Annotated in this window: 16 protein-coding genes; 1 reads left to right on the top strand and 15 read right to left on the bottom strand. The window is 46.5% G+C overall.

What is annotated here, in order from left to right:
• Positions 1 to 10: 10 nt before the first annotated feature.
• Complete coding sequence (locus tag NQ565_RS08420) at positions 11 to 1,318, top strand: phenylacetate--CoA ligase (protein ID WP_005655004.1); 1,308 nt, start codon at positions 11 to 13, stop codon at positions 1,316 to 1,318.
• Positions 1,319 to 1,963: 645 nt separating this feature from the next.
• Here the strand turns inward: NQ565_RS08420 and rplT are convergent.
• The 15 genes from rplT to NQ565_RS08345 all read right to left on the bottom strand — a co-directional run bounded on the left by rplT (position 1,964) and on the right by NQ565_RS08345 (position 17,099).
• Positions 1,964 to 2,314: a 50S ribosomal protein L20 gene (gene rplT, locus NQ565_RS08415; protein WP_004289896.1), complete on the bottom strand. Its 351-nt coding sequence runs from the start codon at positions 2,312 to 2,314 to the stop codon at positions 1,964 to 1,966.
• A 101-nt stretch (positions 2,315 to 2,415) separates the two neighbouring features.
• On the bottom strand, positions 2,416 to 2,613 hold the full coding sequence (gene rpmI, locus NQ565_RS08410) for a 50S ribosomal protein L35 (protein ID WP_005655002.1): 198 nt from the start codon (positions 2,611 to 2,613) through the stop codon (positions 2,416 to 2,418).
• Between the two features lie 65 nt (positions 2,614 to 2,678).
• The gene (infC, locus tag NQ565_RS08405; RefSeq protein ID WP_005655001.1) at positions 2,679 to 3,281 is read right to left on the bottom strand and encodes a translation initiation factor IF-3; all 603 of its coding nucleotides are present in this window, start codon (positions 3,279 to 3,281) and stop codon (positions 2,679 to 2,681) included.
• A 119-nt stretch (positions 3,282 to 3,400) separates the two neighbouring features.
• Entirely contained in the window at positions 3,401 to 5,341 is a 1,941-nt protein-coding gene (thrS, locus tag NQ565_RS08400; RefSeq protein ID WP_005655000.1) for a threonine--tRNA ligase, read from the bottom strand.
• A 79-nt stretch (positions 5,342 to 5,420) separates the two neighbouring features.
• Positions 5,421 to 7,466: a tetratricopeptide repeat protein gene (locus tag NQ565_RS08395; RefSeq protein WP_005654999.1), complete on the bottom strand. Its 2,046-nt coding sequence runs from the start codon at positions 7,464 to 7,466 to the stop codon at positions 5,421 to 5,423.
• A 117-nt stretch (positions 7,467 to 7,583) separates the two neighbouring features.
• Complete coding sequence (gene def / locus NQ565_RS08390) at positions 7,584 to 8,138, bottom strand: peptide deformylase (protein WP_005654997.1); 555 nt, start codon at positions 8,136 to 8,138, stop codon at positions 7,584 to 7,586.
• A gap of 38 nt (positions 8,139 to 8,176) precedes the next feature.
• On the bottom strand, positions 8,177 to 8,602 hold the full coding sequence (gene ruvX, locus NQ565_RS08385) for a Holliday junction resolvase RuvX (protein ID WP_005654996.1): 426 nt from the start codon (positions 8,600 to 8,602) through the stop codon (positions 8,177 to 8,179).
• A gap of 146 nt (positions 8,603 to 8,748) precedes the next feature.
• Positions 8,749 to 9,714, bottom strand: coding sequence for a PCMD domain-containing protein (locus tag NQ565_RS08380; RefSeq protein ID WP_005654994.1), 966 nt, complete (start codon positions 9,712 to 9,714; stop codon positions 8,749 to 8,751).
• A gap of 22 nt (positions 9,715 to 9,736) precedes the next feature.
• Entirely contained in the window at positions 9,737 to 10,843 is a 1,107-nt protein-coding gene (locus tag NQ565_RS08375) for a sulfotransferase family protein (protein ID WP_005654993.1), read from the bottom strand.
• A gap of 97 nt (positions 10,844 to 10,940) precedes the next feature.
• Positions 10,941 to 12,401, bottom strand: a complete 1,461-nt coding sequence (gene cysN / locus NQ565_RS08370; protein ID WP_005654991.1) for a sulfate adenylyltransferase subunit CysN — start codon at positions 12,399 to 12,401, stop codon at positions 10,941 to 10,943.
• Positions 12,402 to 12,434: 33 nt separating this feature from the next.
• Complete coding sequence (cysD, locus tag NQ565_RS08365; RefSeq protein ID WP_005654990.1) at positions 12,435 to 13,346, bottom strand: sulfate adenylyltransferase subunit CysD; 912 nt, start codon at positions 13,344 to 13,346, stop codon at positions 12,435 to 12,437.
• Positions 13,347 to 13,352: 6 nt separating this feature from the next.
• Complete coding sequence (gene cysC / locus NQ565_RS08360) at positions 13,353 to 13,955, bottom strand: adenylyl-sulfate kinase (protein ID WP_005654989.1); 603 nt, start codon at positions 13,953 to 13,955, stop codon at positions 13,353 to 13,355.
• A gap of 7 nt (positions 13,956 to 13,962) precedes the next feature.
• Complete coding sequence (locus tag NQ565_RS08355) at positions 13,963 to 15,516, bottom strand: SLC13 family permease (protein WP_005654987.1); 1,554 nt, start codon at positions 15,514 to 15,516, stop codon at positions 13,963 to 13,965.
• Between the two features lie 16 nt (positions 15,517 to 15,532).
• The gene (gene cysQ, locus NQ565_RS08350) at positions 15,533 to 16,348 is read right to left on the bottom strand and encodes a 3'(2'),5'-bisphosphate nucleotidase CysQ (protein ID WP_005654986.1); all 816 of its coding nucleotides are present in this window, start codon (positions 16,346 to 16,348) and stop codon (positions 15,533 to 15,535) included.
• A gap of 247 nt (positions 16,349 to 16,595) precedes the next feature.
• Positions 16,596 to 17,099, bottom strand: a complete 504-nt coding sequence (locus tag NQ565_RS08345; protein ID WP_005654982.1) for an SPOR domain-containing protein — start codon at positions 17,097 to 17,099, stop codon at positions 16,596 to 16,598.
• Between the last annotated feature and the right edge of the window lie 41 nt (positions 17,100 to 17,140).

The raw sequence follows: 17,140 nt of genomic DNA, 5'->3' as shown, positions 1-17,140 counted from the left end.
ACCAATAACCATGAATGACAAATACTGGGAAGAAGAGATAGAAACCATGCCGCGTGAGGAGTTGCACAAACTGCAACTCCGGCGGCTTAGGAAGACAATCGGCATTGCAGCAAATTCCCCCTATTACAAACAAGTTTTTCAAAAGCACGGCATTACGGCAGACAGCATCCGGTCGATAGAAGACATCCGGAAAATCCCGTTTACCACCAAGGCGGACATGCGCGCCAACTACCCTTTCGGACTTGTGGCCGGCAATATGCACGAAGACGGTGTACGCATCCACTCTTCCAGCGGAACCACGGGAACGCCCACCGTCATCGTCCACTCCCGGCACGATCTGGAGTCCTGGGCCAACCTTGTAGCACGTTGCCTATACGCAGTAGGCATACGAAAGACCGATGTTTTTCAAAACAGTTCCGGCTATGGTATGTTCACCGGAGGATTAGGTTTCCAATACGGAGCCGAACGCCTGGGAGCACTGACCGTACCCGCCGCTGCCGGTAACAGCAAACGGCAAATCAAGTTCATCACGGACTTCAGAACCACCGCCTTGCATGCCATTCCCAGTTATGCCATACGCCTGGCGGAAGTATTTCAGGAAGAAGGTATCGACCCGGCATCGACTACTCTGAAAACCCTCGTCATCGGAGCCGAACCTCATACGGACGAACAGCGCAGGAAGATTGAGCGGATACTGGGTGTCAAAGCCTACAACAGTTTCGGCATGACCGAAATGAACGGTCCCGGCGTTGCCTTTGAGTGTACCGAGCAAAACGGCATGCACCTTTGGGAAGATTGCTATCTGGTTGAAATCATCAATCCGGAAACCGGCGAACCGGTTCCCGACGGTGAGATTGGAGAGCTGGTACTGACTACCCTCGACCGTGAAATGATGCCGTTGATACGCTACCGCACACGCGACCTTACCCGCATACTTCCGGGTACATGCCCCTGCGGACGTACGCATCTGCGCATCGACCGCATCAAGGGCCGCAGCGACGATATGTTTATCATCAAGGGTGTCAACATCTTCCCCATGCAGGTGGAAAAGGTATTGGTGCAATTCCCCGAATTGGGCAGCAACTACCTCATTACTCTGGAAACCATCAGCAATCAAGATGAAATAATTGTGGAAGTAGAGCTCAGCGACTTATCCACCGACAACTATATAGAACTGGAGAAAGTACGCAAAGCTATTTCCCGCCGACTGAAAGATGAAATCCTTGTCACTCCTAAAGTGAAGCTGGTCAAGAAAGGCTCCCTGCCTCAAAGCGAAGGCAAAGCCGTCAGGGTAAAAGACTTGCGGGATAACAAATAATATTCTACCGGTATGTCCAGTTCCAACCGTTAGTGAAGCCGTGCCATACCGGTAAATATCCCTGCATTATACTCCCGAAACTTCCGGAATTTACTTCCCAAACACCGGGCATTCCAACCTAAAACTTCAGGCATTTCGGGAGTAAACACCTGGAGTTAAACGAGCAAAAGCCTGGACTTTTCCCCCTCACTGCAACCAATCCGATTTTACTGAACTCTCTGATCTTCAAGAAGCAAAACCGTAAAATAACGACAAAAGAAAAAGGAACGGTAGTCAACCAAGATTACCGTTCCTCTTTTATAGAAAGCCGCACCGATGATGTGATGAAACTCCGTATGACATGATTTGAGTGCTCGTCCTCTTTGTAATCCACCGACTCAAGAGTTACCCCGAAAGGCGTGGCCCGCCATTGAGAACTGAAGCTTGTCTCGGTATTTCATTAGAATTGATGAGTTTCCCGATCCAATCAATGCGGCTATTTTTTCTACTTCAAAGGTAGTGAGTTTCTACGAAAGAAACAAGAAAAACAAGAAAATTGTTTGCCTGCATCTAATGTTTTCACATTTCCACAATACTGCCCAAAACAAAAAGCGCCGATTACGTATTCGTAATCAGCGCCTTGCAGGTTTATTCTTTTACCCCGGCTTATGCAGCTTTTGCTTTAGCTACAATGGCCTTGAAAGCTTCCGGATGATTCATTGCTAAATCAGCCAAAACCTTACGGTTGATTTCGATACCAGCTTTGTGCAGAGCACCCATCAGTTTGGAATAAGACATACCTTCCAGACGTGCAGCAGCGTTGATACGTTGAATCCACAAAGCGCGGAAGTTTCTTTTCTTATTCTTACGGTCACGGAACGCATAAGTCAAACCTTTTTCCCAAGTATTCTTGGCAACGGTCCAAACGTTCTTTCTTGCACCAAAGTAACCTCTGGTCAATTTCAAAATTTTCTTTCTTCTTGCTTTAGAAGCAACATGATTTACTGATCTTGGCATAGTTTTACTTGTTTTTGAATGTTAGCGCCGGTACTTCACGCAACGGACTTAAAGCTAATGCATTCGGTTAATAACTTTAATAATACTTCGTACGCTTTTGATTACTTCATAGCTAAGAGTTCCTTAACCTGGCTCATATTCGTTATATCAACGGTTGTAGAGTAACACAGATTTCTCTTTTGCTTCTTGGTTTTCTTAGTCAGAATGTGACTGTGAAAAGCGTGCTTTCTTTTGATTTTACCTGTTCCGGTAAGAGTAAATCTCTTTTTAGAACCGGAGTTAGTCTTCATCTTTGGCATCTTACTTATTTTTAAATTATTTAATTATATGGCAACGCACTATACCTGCGGCGTTACTCATTTCTTTAGTCTTCGCTTTTGTCTTCGGCCGGAGCTGCTTTCGGAGCTTCTGCCGGCTTCGGTGTGGCAGGCTTTTTCGGAGCTGCACCTTTCTTCGGAGAAAGCTGAATGGTCATCCTCTTTCCTTCCAGAACCGGCATTTGGTCTACTTTCGCATAGTCTTCCAAATCATTGGCAAAACGCAGCAGCAGTACTTCGCCCTGCTCCTTGAACAGAATTGAACGACCCTTGAAGAACACGTATGCCTTCACCTTGTCGCCATCTTCCAAAAAGCCTTTGGCGTGTTTCAGTTTGAAGTTATAGTCGTGGTCGTCTGTCTGAGGACCGAAACGTATTTCCTTCACATTTACCTTAACCTGCTTCGCCTTCTGCTCTTTCTGACGCTTCTTTAACTGATAAAGAAATTTAGAGTAATCAATAATACGACAAACAGGGGGTTGTGCATTCGGAGAAATCTCCACGAGATCTGCTTCCATTTCCTCGGCCATTTTCAAGGCCTGAGCTATCGGATATACTTTAGGTTCCACCTCATCGCCCACAATGCGGACTTCTTTGGCACGGATTTGCTCATTAATCCGATGTTGCCCTTTTAAGCTGTCATTCTTCATTAAATAACGTTTACTTCCAGTTTGTTTCTTGTTTATTACTACCAAATTATTTTTTTGTTAAGTAAAAGCGGTCTTTAGAACATCGTATGTATGCTATGCTTTTACAATTGGGCGCAAAGTTACCATTTATTTATCATATTTTGAACTTCTTCGTTCACTTTTTTAGCAAAATCTTCAAATTTCATGGTTCCCTGGTCGCCTTCGCCTTGCTTGCGGACGGAAACTTCTCTGTTTTCAGCCTCTTTCTCGCCGACAATCAGCATGTACGGAATACGCTTCATTTCGTTGTCACGAATCTTACGTCCGATTTTTTCGTTACGCTCATCCACAATGGCACGGACATCATATCTCTTCAGATAGTCTTTCACTTCCTGAGCATAATCATTGAACTTCTCGCTGATAGGCAGGATAGCCACCTGGTCCGGAGTCAGCCACAACGGGAACTTGCCGGCGGTATGCTCGATAAGCACGGCTACGAAACGCTCCATAGAACCGAACGGAGCACGGTGAATCATTACCGGACGGTGCTTTTGATTGTCGGCTCCCGTATATTCCAGTTGGAAACGTTCGGGCAGGTTGTAATCTACCTGAATGGTACCCAACTGCCAACGGCGGCCGATAGCATCCTTAACCATAAAGTCCAGTTTAGGACCGTAGAAAGCAGCTTCACCATATTCCACTCTGGCTTTCAGTCCCTTTTCTTCACAAGCCTCGATAATAGCCTGTTCTGCCTTCTCCCAGTTCTCATCGCTACCGATATACTTCTCACGGTTCACCTTGTCGCGCAGAGAAATCTGTGCTTCAAAGTTCTCGAAGTGCATAGACTGGAATACGATTGAGATAATGTCCATTACGCGCAGGAACTCATCCTTCACCTGATCGGGACGGCAGAAGATGTGCGCGTCGTCTTGCGTAAAGCTGCGTACACGGGTCAAGCCGTGAAGCTCACCGCTCTGCTCGTAACGGCAAACCGTACCGAACTCCGCCAGACGCAAAGGCAGGTCTTTATAAGAACGGGGTGAGTTCTTGTAAATCATACAGTGATGAGGACAGTTCATCGGTTTGAGGAAGTACTCTTCACCTTCTTCCGGCGTATGAATAGGCTGGAACGAGTCCTTACCATACTTGGCATAGTGTCCGGAAGTGATGTACAGCAGCTTGTTGCCGATAGGCGGACACATTACTTCCTGATAGTCGTAACGGGCCTGAATGCGGCGCAAGAACTCCTGCAGACGGATACGCAATGCAGCACCTTTCGGCAACCACATCGGAAGTCCCTTGCCTACCGTATCGGAGAACATGAACAAGTCCATCTCCTTGCCGATTTTACGGTGGTCGCGCTTCTTGGCCTCTTCCAGCAATACGAGATACTCATCCAGCATTTTCTTCTTCGGGAAAGTGATACCGTAGATACGTGTCATCATCTTGCGGTCTTCCTGTCCCCGCCAGTAAGCACCGGCAACGGAAGTCAGCTTGATAGCCTTGATAGGCGCGGTAGTCATCAGGTGAGGACCACGGCACAAGTCGGTAAACGCACCCTGCGTATAAGTAGTGATGTGACCGTCTTCCAGTTCGGAAATCAGCTCACATTTATAAGTTTCGCCGCGATCGCCGAACATCTTCAAGGCATCCGTCTTTGAAATGCTCTCTCTGACAACCGCTTCTTTCTTGGCTGCCAGTTCCGCCATTTTCTTTTCGATAGCGGGCAGGTCGGCTTCCTTGATAGCAGTCTCTCCCGGATCCACATCATAATAGAAACCGTTCTCGATGGCCGGACCGATACCGAACTGTATGCCCGGATACAACTCCTGCAAAGCTTCCGCCAGCAAATGGGCGCTGGTGTGCCAGAAGGCATGCTTGCCTTGTTCGTCTTCCCATTTATAGAGAACCACTTCAGCGTCTTCACTGATGGGACGCCCCAAATCATAAACTTCTCCGTTCACGCCACAAGCCAATACATCCTGTGCCAAACGTGAACTAATGCTTTCTGCTATTTGCAGTCCTGTCACTCCTTCGTTGTATTCGCGAACGGAGCCGTCTGGAAATGTTATCTTTATCATAATGCTATGTATAATTCAAATTTTAGAACGCAAAAATAGCTAATTCTTTATTGATATTCTATTTTTTAGCAAAAAAATGTTACTGCTGCGTATTCGTAAAACGCTTGATAATATTGTAAGCGGAAACGATGCCCAATTCGCCTGCCTTGCTCAAATCAGAAATTCCCTGCCTGTTATTGCCCAGGAAGATATGCGTCAGGCCACGGTTGAAATAGGCTTCGGCAAAATCGGGATTCAGTCCGATTGCCTTGTCGTAATCCGCCAATGCCGCACGGTAATCTTTCAGCAGCGACAATACATTGCCGCGGTTATAATAACCGTAAACAAAATCGGGCGCCAATTGGATGACATGATCCAAATCATTTTTCACAATATCGTAATCCATCGCCGTTACTTCCGCCTTCTTTACTTCTTGCGCACCGGAAACGGCACCCTCGTTCATACCGGCTTCCGCTTTCTTGTACTCCAACTGCTTGTAGCGCACCAAAGCACGCATGAAATATGCCGGGAAGAAAGTATCATCCAGCAGGATACTCTGTGTAAAATCGTCTATGGAACTTGCAAAGTCCTGCACCAGATAGAAATCCAAACCGCGCATAAACCGCTTTCCGGCATTTTTTTCGTCTGCCACAATATCCGATGTATGGGCGTCTATCAATGCGAAGTGGAAACGTACCTGCTCTTCTGTCAGAGGCGACTCCATATTGGTGATGCGCAACGGTTTGGGGAACAGTTTGGAGTGATTCAACTCGTCTATATACTTGTGATAATGCACAATACGTTTTACGTCGCTCAGCTTCTCATAATAGGTCAGCGCATACATAGGTTCGAGCTTGATAGTCACGTTACGGTCTTGCACACGGCCGCGATAGTCGCTCTTATAACGCTGTTCCACTTCCGAATCATCCGCAATCACAATCTTGCGGTAGTTATCCATATTCTTGTCGGACTTCTTACGGGTCTTGCCGTTATCCTTTCCGGAGTTGCCGTCCGCATTATCCGCCACATCCTTGTCATTGCCGCCGGTTGTCACGCCGTTGCGCTTGTCGAGCTGCATCTTCATAAGCTTGAACTCATCCTGCTCGGCTCCCTTACGGTCGCCAATCTTCTTGCGGGCCTCGGCACGATGGTAGTAACCCGCCGTGAAGTTGGGATACTCTTCTATCACTTTGGAGTAGTCGCTGATAGCGCCGCGGTAATCGCCCGTTTGTGCACGCAGCAAACCACGGTTGAAAGTTGCCATCATATTGTCCGGCTCCATCTTCAGCACAAAGTCGAAATCTTCTATCGCACGGTTATCGTCACCTACCTGTGCACGCAGCAGTCCCCGGTTATAGTGACCGAGGAAGTTATTGGGGTCAATATCCAGCGCCAGGTCATAGTCGCTCATCGCACCTCTCAGGTTATTCTGATGGAAACGCGCCAAAGCCCGGTTTATGTAGTTGCCCGAATTACGTGCGCTCAGGTGTATCGCCTGGTCCAAATCCTTTTCAGCTTCCTTGTAGTCGGATTGCTGAAGACGGACAATGGCACGGGCGGCCCAGCCGTCGGGGTCGTAACGGTCCATATCAATGGCCTTATCAAAATCCTTCAAGGCCTGTATCGTATCGTTCTGCTTGAGATTGACCTCACCGCGCATCAGGTACGCACGCGTATAGCGGGGAGCTATGGCGAGCAACTTGCCCAAATCCTCTTTGGCAGCATTGAAATCCTCTTTCTGCATATGACAAAGAGAGAGGTTATGCCAAAGTACAACATTCTCCGGGTCGTACTTCAAAGCCGTCTTGTAGTCCTCGACCGCACCGTCGAACTTATCCTGGCGGATACGTGCCAAACCTCTTATCTGATAAGCGCCTACAACAAAAGGATTGCGCTGAATAGCCTGATCGCAATCCGCTTCCGCTCCCTGAAAATCGTCCAAGTTGATTTTTGCCAGCGCACGGAAGAAATAAGGCTCGTATAAATAAGGCTTCGCATTGATTACCTGATTGAAATATTGGATAGAAAGCACGTAGTCCTCGAAATACAATGCGTTGCGGGCAATGGTCATCACCCGTTCCGTATTGATTTGCGCATATAACAACGTGGGCAATAACAGAATTGCCAGCAATATCTTTTTTATCATCTTGTCTTATAAATGCTTGTAAACAAAACAAAAGTAGCGTTTATTCATTTACATATCAGGATATACCGAAGACTTTTTATATTTTTTGAGCCTTTTATACCTTATTATATGGTTTGCTTACTTTACGGTTTTCACCTTATAGGTACAGTGTGCCTTACCTTTCAGCATGGCATTCAGTTTTCCCTTTATCATCTGTCTGCGCAAGGGCGACAGATGGTCGATAAACATCTTACCGTCCAAATGGTCGAACTCATGCTGCATCACACGGGCCAGATAGCCTTCCACAATCTCGTCATGCTCCACCAGGTCCTCATCCAGGTACTTCACGCGTATCTTATTGCCTCTTTTCACAGATTCGTGAATGCCCGGCAGGCTCAGGCAGCCTTCTTCCATAGATACTTCTTCGCCCGATACTTCGAGGATATGCGCATTGATATATGCCTTACGGAAACCTTTATATTCGGGATAATCTTCCGACAACACATCCAGGTCTACAACCACCACACGGATAGGCAAACCGATTTGCGGCGCTGCAAGTCCCACGCCATCGGCATGGTCCATGGTTTCGAACATATTCTGAATCAGTTCTTTCAGGTTCGGATAATCGGGAGTAATGTCCTCCGCTACTTTTCTCAATACGGGTTGTCCGTATACATAAACAGGTAAAATCATTTCTTTAATTTATGAATTATGAATTATTTTCCAAACATTTATAAAGAGGAGAAGCGCCTGTTCTCCAGATAAGTCTGCAGGATAATAGTCGCGCTGATTTCGTCCACCAGTGCCTTGTTCTGCCTGTCTTTCTTTTTCAGTCCGGCTTCCAGCATGGTGCGGTGCGCCAAGACCGAAGTAAACCGCTCGTCCACATACTCTACCGGCATATCGGGCAACCGCTTTTGCAAGGAACGCACAAACGGCTCTATCCGTTTCATGTTCTCGGAAGCTTCGTTATTCATCTGCTTCGGCAGTCCGACAAGTATCCGCTCTACCGGTTCTTTCGCCACGTAATCCATGATAAAGGCGAGCAGTTCATGGGTAGGCACAGTGGTAAGCCCGTTGGCAATCATCTGCAACGTGTCGCTGACGGCTATGCCCGTACGTTTTTTACCGTAATCAATAGCTATTATTCTACTCATAATGGGCTACAAAATTACGATTTATATTTGAACTCTTTTTCATACGTATCAAAAAAGATTTTGCCTATGGTGAAAATCCCGTCTGATATACATCAAACAGTTTTTTCGCCATAGGCAAAATTACACATGCCGGTATAGGAACGAAATCAATATACCAACTTCACATTATCTACATAGAATGAATTGCCCGGAGAACCGATATATGCCCCGCCGTGGCTGGACGTAAACTGCAACTGGATATGTGTGGGGATATCATCTTCCGTTCCCCATGCCACTTCCTTGATAGGCACGCTTTCGCCCTTACTGTTCACCGCATAGCGTTCCTGCACTTGCAGGCGCATCATGTGCGCCTTGTATTCGGGGTTGCCCGTTATATCGCCGTACATAATGGAATAAGTGGCATTGTTGCGCCAGTCGTCCGTTGTAGTGTAATAACGCACCACCACCGTACCCACGCGTTTGGCATAGATATTTCCGTCTTTGTCTTCCCAGCGTTTCTGCAAAAAGAGGTTCATTTCGGGGAAATCCTTTCCTTCCACATCGGTTATCTTGCTGAAACCGGTGGCATGAACACGTTTTTCACGGTCGGACATCTTCACCTTATAGTCAAACTGAATGGCAATAGGTTTCTTGGTGAACGGGATGCCCGAATTCAGTATCTTCTGCGGATTCTTCGTCCCCTTGATGGGCTCGTGTACATCGCCCAAAAATATGGAACCGGCAGCCAGCACCGTAATGTCCACGATGCCGAACACCTTTACGCTTTCCATACGGGTGTCCATACGGGCACAGAAGCCGTCGCCCCGCTTCTCCGGAAATACCGAAGTATTGGTTTTGGTGATGCCTGCCACACGCGCCATCACGTTGGAAGTAGCCCACGGGGAACCGCCCATATTCTTATACGGCTTGTTTTCACGGATAGTTGCCGTAGGACCGATAGCATACACATTTTTGGTAGCACCGCCGATAATTCCCGATTCTTTAATCTGGCGGTCAATCCATTGATCCATATTTCCGAAAGGAATCATCTCAACCTTATGCTGTGCCGATACTGCTACGCAGCAAAGCATTGCGGACAGCAAACTCAACATTCGAAGTCTTTTACGAATCATTTCTCTATTCTCCTACAATCAGTTAAAGTTCATAATTCCACTGCTTCAGCGCAAAGCCCCAGTTGTCCTGAACCAGTTGCACCGTGCGGTCGTCATATTTATATTTATTCTTCTTATAACCTTTCTTACCGCCTACATACTGCTCGATGGCAGTGCGGGCATCCGCAAAACCGGGTATGGACAGCGCATCGTAGATGTGCTCCGTCATTCCCATAGCATCGGCTTCGAAGTCCTCGAACTTCACTTCAATCAGATTACCCGCCGGAATGCTTGCCTTGTCCGCCTCGTACTTATGATAAAGTTTGGCATAGGCAGACAGGATGTTCTGCTCCAGTTCTGCAGGAGTAATATCCTGAAGTTTCAACGGCTGGATAGTATTCGTGAAGAAACTGCGCGTGCTCTCGAACACCGTATAAGGATTACGCATCAGGTAGATGAACTTGGCATTGGGGAACATCTTTACCAGTTCCTTCACACGCCCGGTATGCGGCGGGTTCTTGCTGAGAAACTGCGTACCGTGCGTATTCCACAAGGAAATCTTGATGAGTCTGGTAAATGTTTCCTCAAACACCTTCAGCTCCGCCTCGCTTATATCGTCGAACAATAGATACTTGTCGGCATACTCCTGCTGATGCTTGGGCAAGAACCAGAAGTTATAATAGGTATAAGGCATCATGTTCGCCAACGCAAACTCTTCCTCCTGCGGCAGGTCTACCGCCAGCTCCATATTGTCCGTGGGACGCTTGTCGGGCATCAGCCAGCTCATGTTTTTCTTGAAGAAAGGCTGTCCCCACATCATCAGATGCGGAAATACGGTCTGATACGTTGTGTTATAGCCGAAATGCTTGTCGCAAGAGAACACATTATGCACGAAAGTTGTTCCGCTACGCCAGTGACCGAGGATAAATACAGGGTCGTGCTCCAGCGGTTTGTCCGCCAACAGCTTCTCATAGCGTTTGTCCTGCAAGGGAGCCAATGTGGAAAGCATGCGGCAAACGGCTTTCGTCAACCGGAATTTACCTTTGTACGCGGCATCTATTTCACGTCCCTTTGTAATGGCGTTGAACGTTTTCCAGTCTGCACCGACCAGTGTGTTAATCGGCAGTTTGTTGAATTCTAATAAACCCATTCTTGTTTAATTGAGAATTGTAAGTTGAGGATTGCAGAACAGCCTTTCGGGCCAGTCCGCAATTCTCATCCGACTCTTATTTGTTAATGTTTAATTTTCATTTCTTAATAATCACTGCCACTCCCTGACGTTCCAGTTCTTTGACGGCTTTCTCTACAGCTTCGTAATGCTCGGGAGCGATGCCCAGCTTCGGCAAGTCAAGAACAGGGAGTTCTTCGGATACATGCATATCCTTATCTTCCACGCGGTCGATAATCATACCAACGGCGCTGGTATTGTTGGTTATCGGGTCTATCAGGATGAAAGAACCGGTGGCTTTGTTGGTCTGATAAGGGTCAAAGAAGAGTTCCTTGGCAGTAGTCAACACTACGCGGGCAATCTGGTTCAACTGCATCGGCAGGGTCTCTTTCGTCAACCGGCCGTTGTCAAGGGAGAGTTTCTCCATTGTATTGACATCTACCTTATACTTGATATTGTCAATACGCGTACGGCTCAAATTGGTAGTTTGCTTGATGAAGAACGATTTGTTTACATCCATCGGTTCCTCGTCCATCCACACTACCATGGCTTCGAAGTTACGCTCCATCATCGGAAGATTGTCAGGATGTACCAGCATCTCTCCGCGTGATACGTCAATCTCGTCTTCGAGCGTCAAGGTAACGGACTGCGGTGGGAAAGCATAATCCAATTCCCCGTCATAGGTCACGATGCTCTTGACGCGGGACTTCTTTCCGGACGGCAATGCCATCACCTCATCTCCCTTGCGGATAATACCCGAAGCCACCTTGCCGCAGAAACCACGGAAGTCGAGGTTGGGACGCAACACATACTGTACCGGGAAACGGAAATCTTTCAGGTTGTGGTCGTTATCAATAGGTACGGTTTCGAGGAAGTCAAGCAAAGAAGTACCGTTGTACCACGGAGTGCGCTCCGACTTCTCCACCACATTGTCGCCGTCAAGCGCAGAAAGCGGGATGCAAGTTACATCGGGGATGCCCAACGGAGCGATAAACTTCTTGTACTCGCCTACAATTTCATTGAAACGCTCTTCGGAGAAGTCCACCAAGTCCATCTTATTAACGGCAAGCACCACATGCTTGATACCCAGCAAAGATACAAGGAAAGTATGACGGCGCGTCTGCGTGATGACACCCGTGCGGGCATCTACCAGAATAATCGCCAGATTTGCGGTAGAGCCGCCGGTAATCATGTTACGCGTATACTGTTCGTGTCCCGGAGTGTCGGCAATGATGAATTTACGATTATTCGTGGAGAAGTAGCGATAGGCCACGTCAATAGTAATGCCCTGCTCACGCTCCGCCTTCAAACCGTCCAACAGCAAGGCATAGTCGATGTGGTCGCCGGCATTACCCATACGTTTGCTGTCGCGCTCCAACGCATCCAACTGGTCTTCATACAATTTCTTACTATCGAACAACAGACGTCCGATAAGCGTGGACTTTCCGTCATCCACCGAACCGGCGGTAAGGAAACGAAGCAAATCTTTCTGTTCGTCTTTATCAAGGAAAGCCTTTATATCAAGTCTTGAATCATCCATTTCTTAATTCTCAATTTTTAATTCTTAATTTCATTAGAAGTATCCCTCACGTTTCTTCTGCTCCATACTTGCTTCCTGGTCGAAATCGATAACGCGGGTGGTACGTTCGCTCTTGGTGGTAGTCATCATCTCTTCCACAATCTTCTCGATTGTATCGGCACTGCTTTCTACAGCCCCGGTCAGCGGCCAGCAACCCAACGTACGGAAACGTACCATACGCATTTCAATCTTCTCGCGATACTGTTCCGGCAAGCGGTCGTCATCAGCCATAATCAGGTTGCCGTCAATCTCCACGCAAGGACGTTCCTTGGCAAAATACAAAGGTACGATAGGAATATTCTCCAGACGGATATATTGCCAGATGTCCAGTTCCGTCCAATTGCTCAACGGGAACACACGGATACTTTCTCCCTTATGGACACGCGCATTGTATATGTCCCACAATTCCGGACGCTGATTCTTCGGATCCCATTGGTGGAACTTATCACGGAAAGAGAAGATACGTTCCTTTGCGCGCGACTTCTCTTCATCGCGACGGGCGCCACCGAAAGCCGCATCGAATTTGTATTTATCCAATGCGTGCAGCAGCGCCTGTGTCTTCATCAAGTCCGTATGCACTTTACTGCCATGCGTAAAAGGTCCTACACCTGCTTCAAAAGCTTCCATATTGCTCTCTACAATCAGGTTCCAGCCGTACTTCCGGGCATACTCGTCACGGAATTGAATCATCTCCTTGAACTTCCACTTAGAGTCGATATGCATCAACGGGAAAGGAACCTTACCCGGAGCAAAAGCCTTTTCGGCCAGACGTACCATAACCGATGAGTCCTTGCCGATACTATACAGCATCACCGGATTCTCGAATTCCGCAGCCACTTCGCGGATAATATGAATAGACTCTGCTTCGAGTTCTTTCAAATGGCTCAGTTTATATTCTTCTTTCATGCTATATTATTTCTTCTGAATTCTCGGTAAAATTAATTCCAATAATTTATTGACGGATTCTTCCAGGCTCAACGCAGATGTATCCAGTGTCAATGCCGGATGTGCAGGAGCCTCGAATGGCGCGGAAATACCCGTGAAGTTTTTAATTTCTCCGCGGCGTGCCTTTGCATACAAGCCTTTTACATCCCTGCGTTCGCATTCCTCAATGGGCGTACTGACGTACACTTCCAGAAAATCATCCTTCCCGATAATATTCGCCGCCATTTCGCGGATGTCGTTGCTGGGACTGATAAAGGCTGCAATCGTTATAATGCCCGTATCTACAAATAATTTGGAAACCTCGGCTATACGGCGGATGTTCTCTATGCGGTCGGCTTCCGTAAAGCCCAAATTGTTATTGATGCCGCTGCGGATATTGTCTCCGTCCAAAATACGGCAAAGCAATCCGCGTTTATGCAACTCACGTTCCAAAGCGATAGCTATCGTACTCTTACCCGACCCGCTCAGCCCGGTAAACCAAATCATCACGCTATGTTGTTTCAGAAGTTCTTCTTTGTCTTGCCTCGACAACATTCTGTCAAAAATAGGATATATATTATTTTCTGTCATAATTCAATCAAAATGGCCATATTAAGGGAATAAGGAATATGGATATAAGAAAAGTGATAATATTCAACGGAAGTCCGATGCGGACGAAATCCGTAAATTTATAATTGCCGATACCTTGTACTATCAGGTTGGTCTGATAGCCGATAGGCGTCGAGAAACTTGCCGATGCAGCCATACAGATAACCACAAAGAAAGGCGTCGGACTTACGCCCAGTTGCGATGAAATGGAAAGCGCCAACGGAAAAGCAAGTGCAGCGGCGGCATTATTCGTTATCAGTTCGGTAAACAGGTTTGTAATGACAAACATGACAGCCAGCAACACCGCAGGCCCGTAATGATCCGTCAGTCCAATGATGTATTCGGCCACGGCATCCGCCACTCCGGAGTTTACCATTGCCTTGCTGATGGCAAAAGCACAGGCAATCGTTATCAGGATATCCCACGATATATATTTGGTATATTTACGGGCCGGAAAGATTTTTGTCCATGCCATTAGAATGGTTGTAACGGACACGAAAAAGAACATATCCAGTTTGATATCCGGAAAAGCCTCTTTCACTGCAGGCAGTTCGCCAACTGTAGCTCCGGTTATCATCAGAATCAGCAGGGCAAGGGCAAACCAACGTTTGCCTTTACTTGCAACAGGCTCCGTATCCTTACCGTTGGCAAGCATCACGAAGACAGAAGATTCACCCCACGTCTGCACAAAAGAATCATCAGCCATTACCACCAAAGTATCACCTTCCCGGAAATACTCATTCTCCAAATCCTGCACATAACTCTGGCCGTTACGCTTTATCTCTTTCACTTCAGCGCCATAATGACGTTTAAAGTTAAAATCCTTCAGTTTCTTGTTGATACCCGGAAAACGAGGACCCAAGACAGCCTCTACCCTATGCAGATCACTATGTTCTTCCGGTTCATCATCCGGTTTCACCGCATCTTTACGGACATCGGGCAATAGTCTGGAAGAAAACAGAAACAGATAGATAATACCGGTTATTGCAATAAAAATACCGACTTTCCCAAGTTCAAACATAGTAAATCCCTCATAACCAGCATCCAGTATCATACCGTGTACCACCAGATTGGTGGAAGTGCCGATTAAAGTACAGATACCTCCCAGAATCGTCACATAGGACAAAGGAATCAGAAATTTAGTAGCCGGAAGCTTTACCGACTCAGCCCAACGTTTTATAATCGGAGCAAAAATTACAACGACAGGAGTATTATTCAAGAAAGCCGAAATAAAGGAAATCGTAGGCAGCATTCGGAGTTGCGCTTTGAAAACGGTGGTTTTACCTTGTGGCAGGAGTTTCTTGATAAGCTGCCCCAACGCACCGGACTGGCGAATCCCCTCACTGACCAGAAACAGCATGGCAACCGTAATCATACCCTTATTGCTAAATCCTTCCAGCATTTCTTTAGGTGTCAGGATTCCAGCACAGAGAAACAGTACCACCACCGAAAAGAGCACCATCCCCGGACGCATTTTATCCAGAACCAGGGCTATCACCATGCCCAGCAACGCTAAAAGCACAAATATGATTTCAAACGTCATATATACGAGTCGTTATTTAATTACGCCTGGGCTCTACTATAAACCAAGGATTCAACAAATCTTCCTTATTGTACTGTAGCGGTTCTTCTTTTCCGGCCTGATATACTTCCATACCGGCAGCACGTGCAATGGCATGCCCTGCTGCCGTATCCCATTCCATGGTGGGAGCAAAACGGGGATATACATCCGCCTTACCTTCCGCCACCAGACATATTTTAATGGAACTTCCACTGGAAATCAATTCTACATCCGAGTGGCAATGCTTCATCTTTTCAATGTAATCTTCAGTTTCGGGAGACAGATGTGAGCGGGATGCTACAATTACAAATTTATCGTGATTATCCTTAATCGGCAAATGAACGGCTTTCGCCATCAACTCTTCCAACGACGCTCCGCTGCGAGCTGTAAAATCCGAAAGTTTGTAAGCACCTAATGTTTCTTCTGCAAAATAAAGCTCCCGCTTTACCGGAAGGTATATAACCCCCATTACCGGAACGGAATTACGAACCAAAGCGATATTAACGGTAAACTCGCCATTCCGTTTGATAAACTCTTTGGTACCATCCAGAGGGTCTACAATCCATAAAGTAGTCCATGCACATCGCTCTGTATAGGGCAAATGCTTTCCCTCCTCGCTCAATAATGGATAAGGCTTTTTTTGCAGATAGTCGGCAATAGCCGCATGCGCTTTCTTATCAGCAATCGTCAAAGGAGAATTATCCGCTTTCTTTTCTATTTGAAAATCTGAGGTCGGATCGTTGTAAATAGAGAGGATATCTTTGCCGGCACAAAGTGCTGCATCAATCGCATCAAGTATATATTGTCGTTCCATATTGTATTCTCAAAATATATAAGGTGCAAAATTAAAAACTTTTTTACCGCCAAAAGTTTTTAATTTTGTTTTATAACTTCTTTTAAACGAAAAGAGATATTTATAAGTACTTTTCACAATCACCCAAAACAGAGTTTTCATAATCATTTTCAACAGATTATGAAAAAGGCAGTAACTTCCCAGTTACCGCCCTATCTTGAAAGGAGGGAAATACCCCTTTCTTATGAATTACCAAAAAGAATTCAAATTAATTAATGCGATACAGCAGCCAAGCACCCTGGAAATCCTGACGGTTAGGGTATTTAGCCTTGAAAGCATCGCGAGCGCTGGCAGCAGAGTTTCTGTCTGCATATGTACTTACAATTACACGATACATAGCGGCGTCTGCATTAAATGCAATGACAGCATTATAACCTTCCTTATCCAAGAAGTTTTTCAGGTTCTCCGCATTGGCTTTCACACCGAAGCTACCGCATACAACACTATAATCTTTCAGTCCGTCAGCACCTGATACCACCGTCACTTTCTCTTCACGGATCGTACCTACCGGTGCACTTTCTACAACCTTAGCTTCTACCGGAGCGCTAACCACAGGAGCAACTTCCTCTACCGGTGCAGTAGTCTGCGGTTCTGCCAGTTCCTGCTGTTTAGCCTTTTCGTATGCTTTCTTGTAAGCGCTTTCACTCGATTTACAAGAAGAGAATGCCAGTACAATACATACTCCCATTCCTAACACTGCCAATTTTTTCATCTTTTCTTTTTATTTTTTGTTAATAACTATATCTATTCTCA

The organism is Bacteroides stercoris ATCC 43183 (assembly GCF_025147325.1).
Lineage (GTDB): Bacteria > Bacteroidota > Bacteroidia > Bacteroidales > Bacteroidaceae > Bacteroides > Bacteroides stercoris.
This window is presented reverse-complemented; position numbering and strand designations above follow the sequence as displayed.

What these genes read in the sequence shown, in the direction of transcription:
- cysN (WP_005654991.1), bottom strand. Translation starts at nt 12,401, where the DNA reads ATGGATGATTCAAGACTTGATATAAAGGCTTTCCTTGATAAAGACGAA.
- rplT (WP_004289896.1), bottom strand. Translation starts at nt 2,314, where the DNA reads ATGCCAAGATCAGTAAATCATGTTGCTTCTAAAGCAAGAAGAAAGAAA.
- ruvX (WP_005654996.1), bottom strand. Translation starts at nt 8,602, where the DNA reads ATGAGTAGAATAATAGCTATTGATTACGGTAAAAAACGTACGGGCATA.
- NQ565_RS08375 (WP_005654993.1), bottom strand. Translation starts at nt 10,843, where the DNA reads ATGGGTTTATTAGAATTCAACAAACTGCCGATTAACACACTGGTCGGT.
- NQ565_RS08345 (WP_005654982.1), bottom strand. Translation starts at nt 17,099, where the DNA reads ATGAAAAAATTGGCAGTGTTAGGAATGGGAGTATGTATTGTACTGGCA.
- NQ565_RS08380 (WP_005654994.1), bottom strand. Translation starts at nt 9,714, where the DNA reads ATGATTCGTAAAAGACTTCGAATGTTGAGTTTGCTGTCCGCAATGCTT.
- infC (WP_005655001.1), bottom strand. Translation starts at nt 3,281, where the DNA reads ATGAAGAATGACAGCTTAAAAGGGCAACATCGGATTAATGAGCAAATC.
- NQ565_RS08420 (WP_005655004.1), top strand. Translation starts at nt 11, where the DNA reads ATGAATGACAAATACTGGGAAGAAGAGATAGAAACCATGCCGCGTGAG.
- def (WP_005654997.1), bottom strand. Translation starts at nt 8,138, where the DNA reads ATGATTTTACCTGTTTATGTATACGGACAACCCGTATTGAGAAAAGTA.
- cysC (WP_005654989.1), bottom strand. Translation starts at nt 13,955, where the DNA reads ATGACAGAAAATAATATATATCCTATTTTTGACAGAATGTTGTCGAGG.
- NQ565_RS08355 (WP_005654987.1), bottom strand. Translation starts at nt 15,516, where the DNA reads ATGACGTTTGAAATCATATTTGTGCTTTTAGCGTTGCTGGGCATGGTG.
- cysQ (WP_005654986.1), bottom strand. Translation starts at nt 16,348, where the DNA reads ATGGAACGACAATATATACTTGATGCGATTGATGCAGCACTTTGTGCC.
- thrS (WP_005655000.1), bottom strand. Translation starts at nt 5,341, where the DNA reads ATGATAAAGATAACATTTCCAGACGGCTCCGTTCGCGAATACAACGAA.
- rpmI (WP_005655002.1), bottom strand. Translation starts at nt 2,613, where the DNA reads ATGCCAAAGATGAAGACTAACTCCGGTTCTAAAAAGAGATTTACTCTT.
- NQ565_RS08395 (WP_005654999.1), bottom strand. Translation starts at nt 7,466, where the DNA reads ATGATAAAAAAGATATTGCTGGCAATTCTGTTATTGCCCACGTTGTTA.
- cysD (WP_005654990.1), bottom strand. Translation starts at nt 13,346, where the DNA reads ATGAAAGAAGAATATAAACTGAGCCATTTGAAAGAACTCGAAGCAGAG.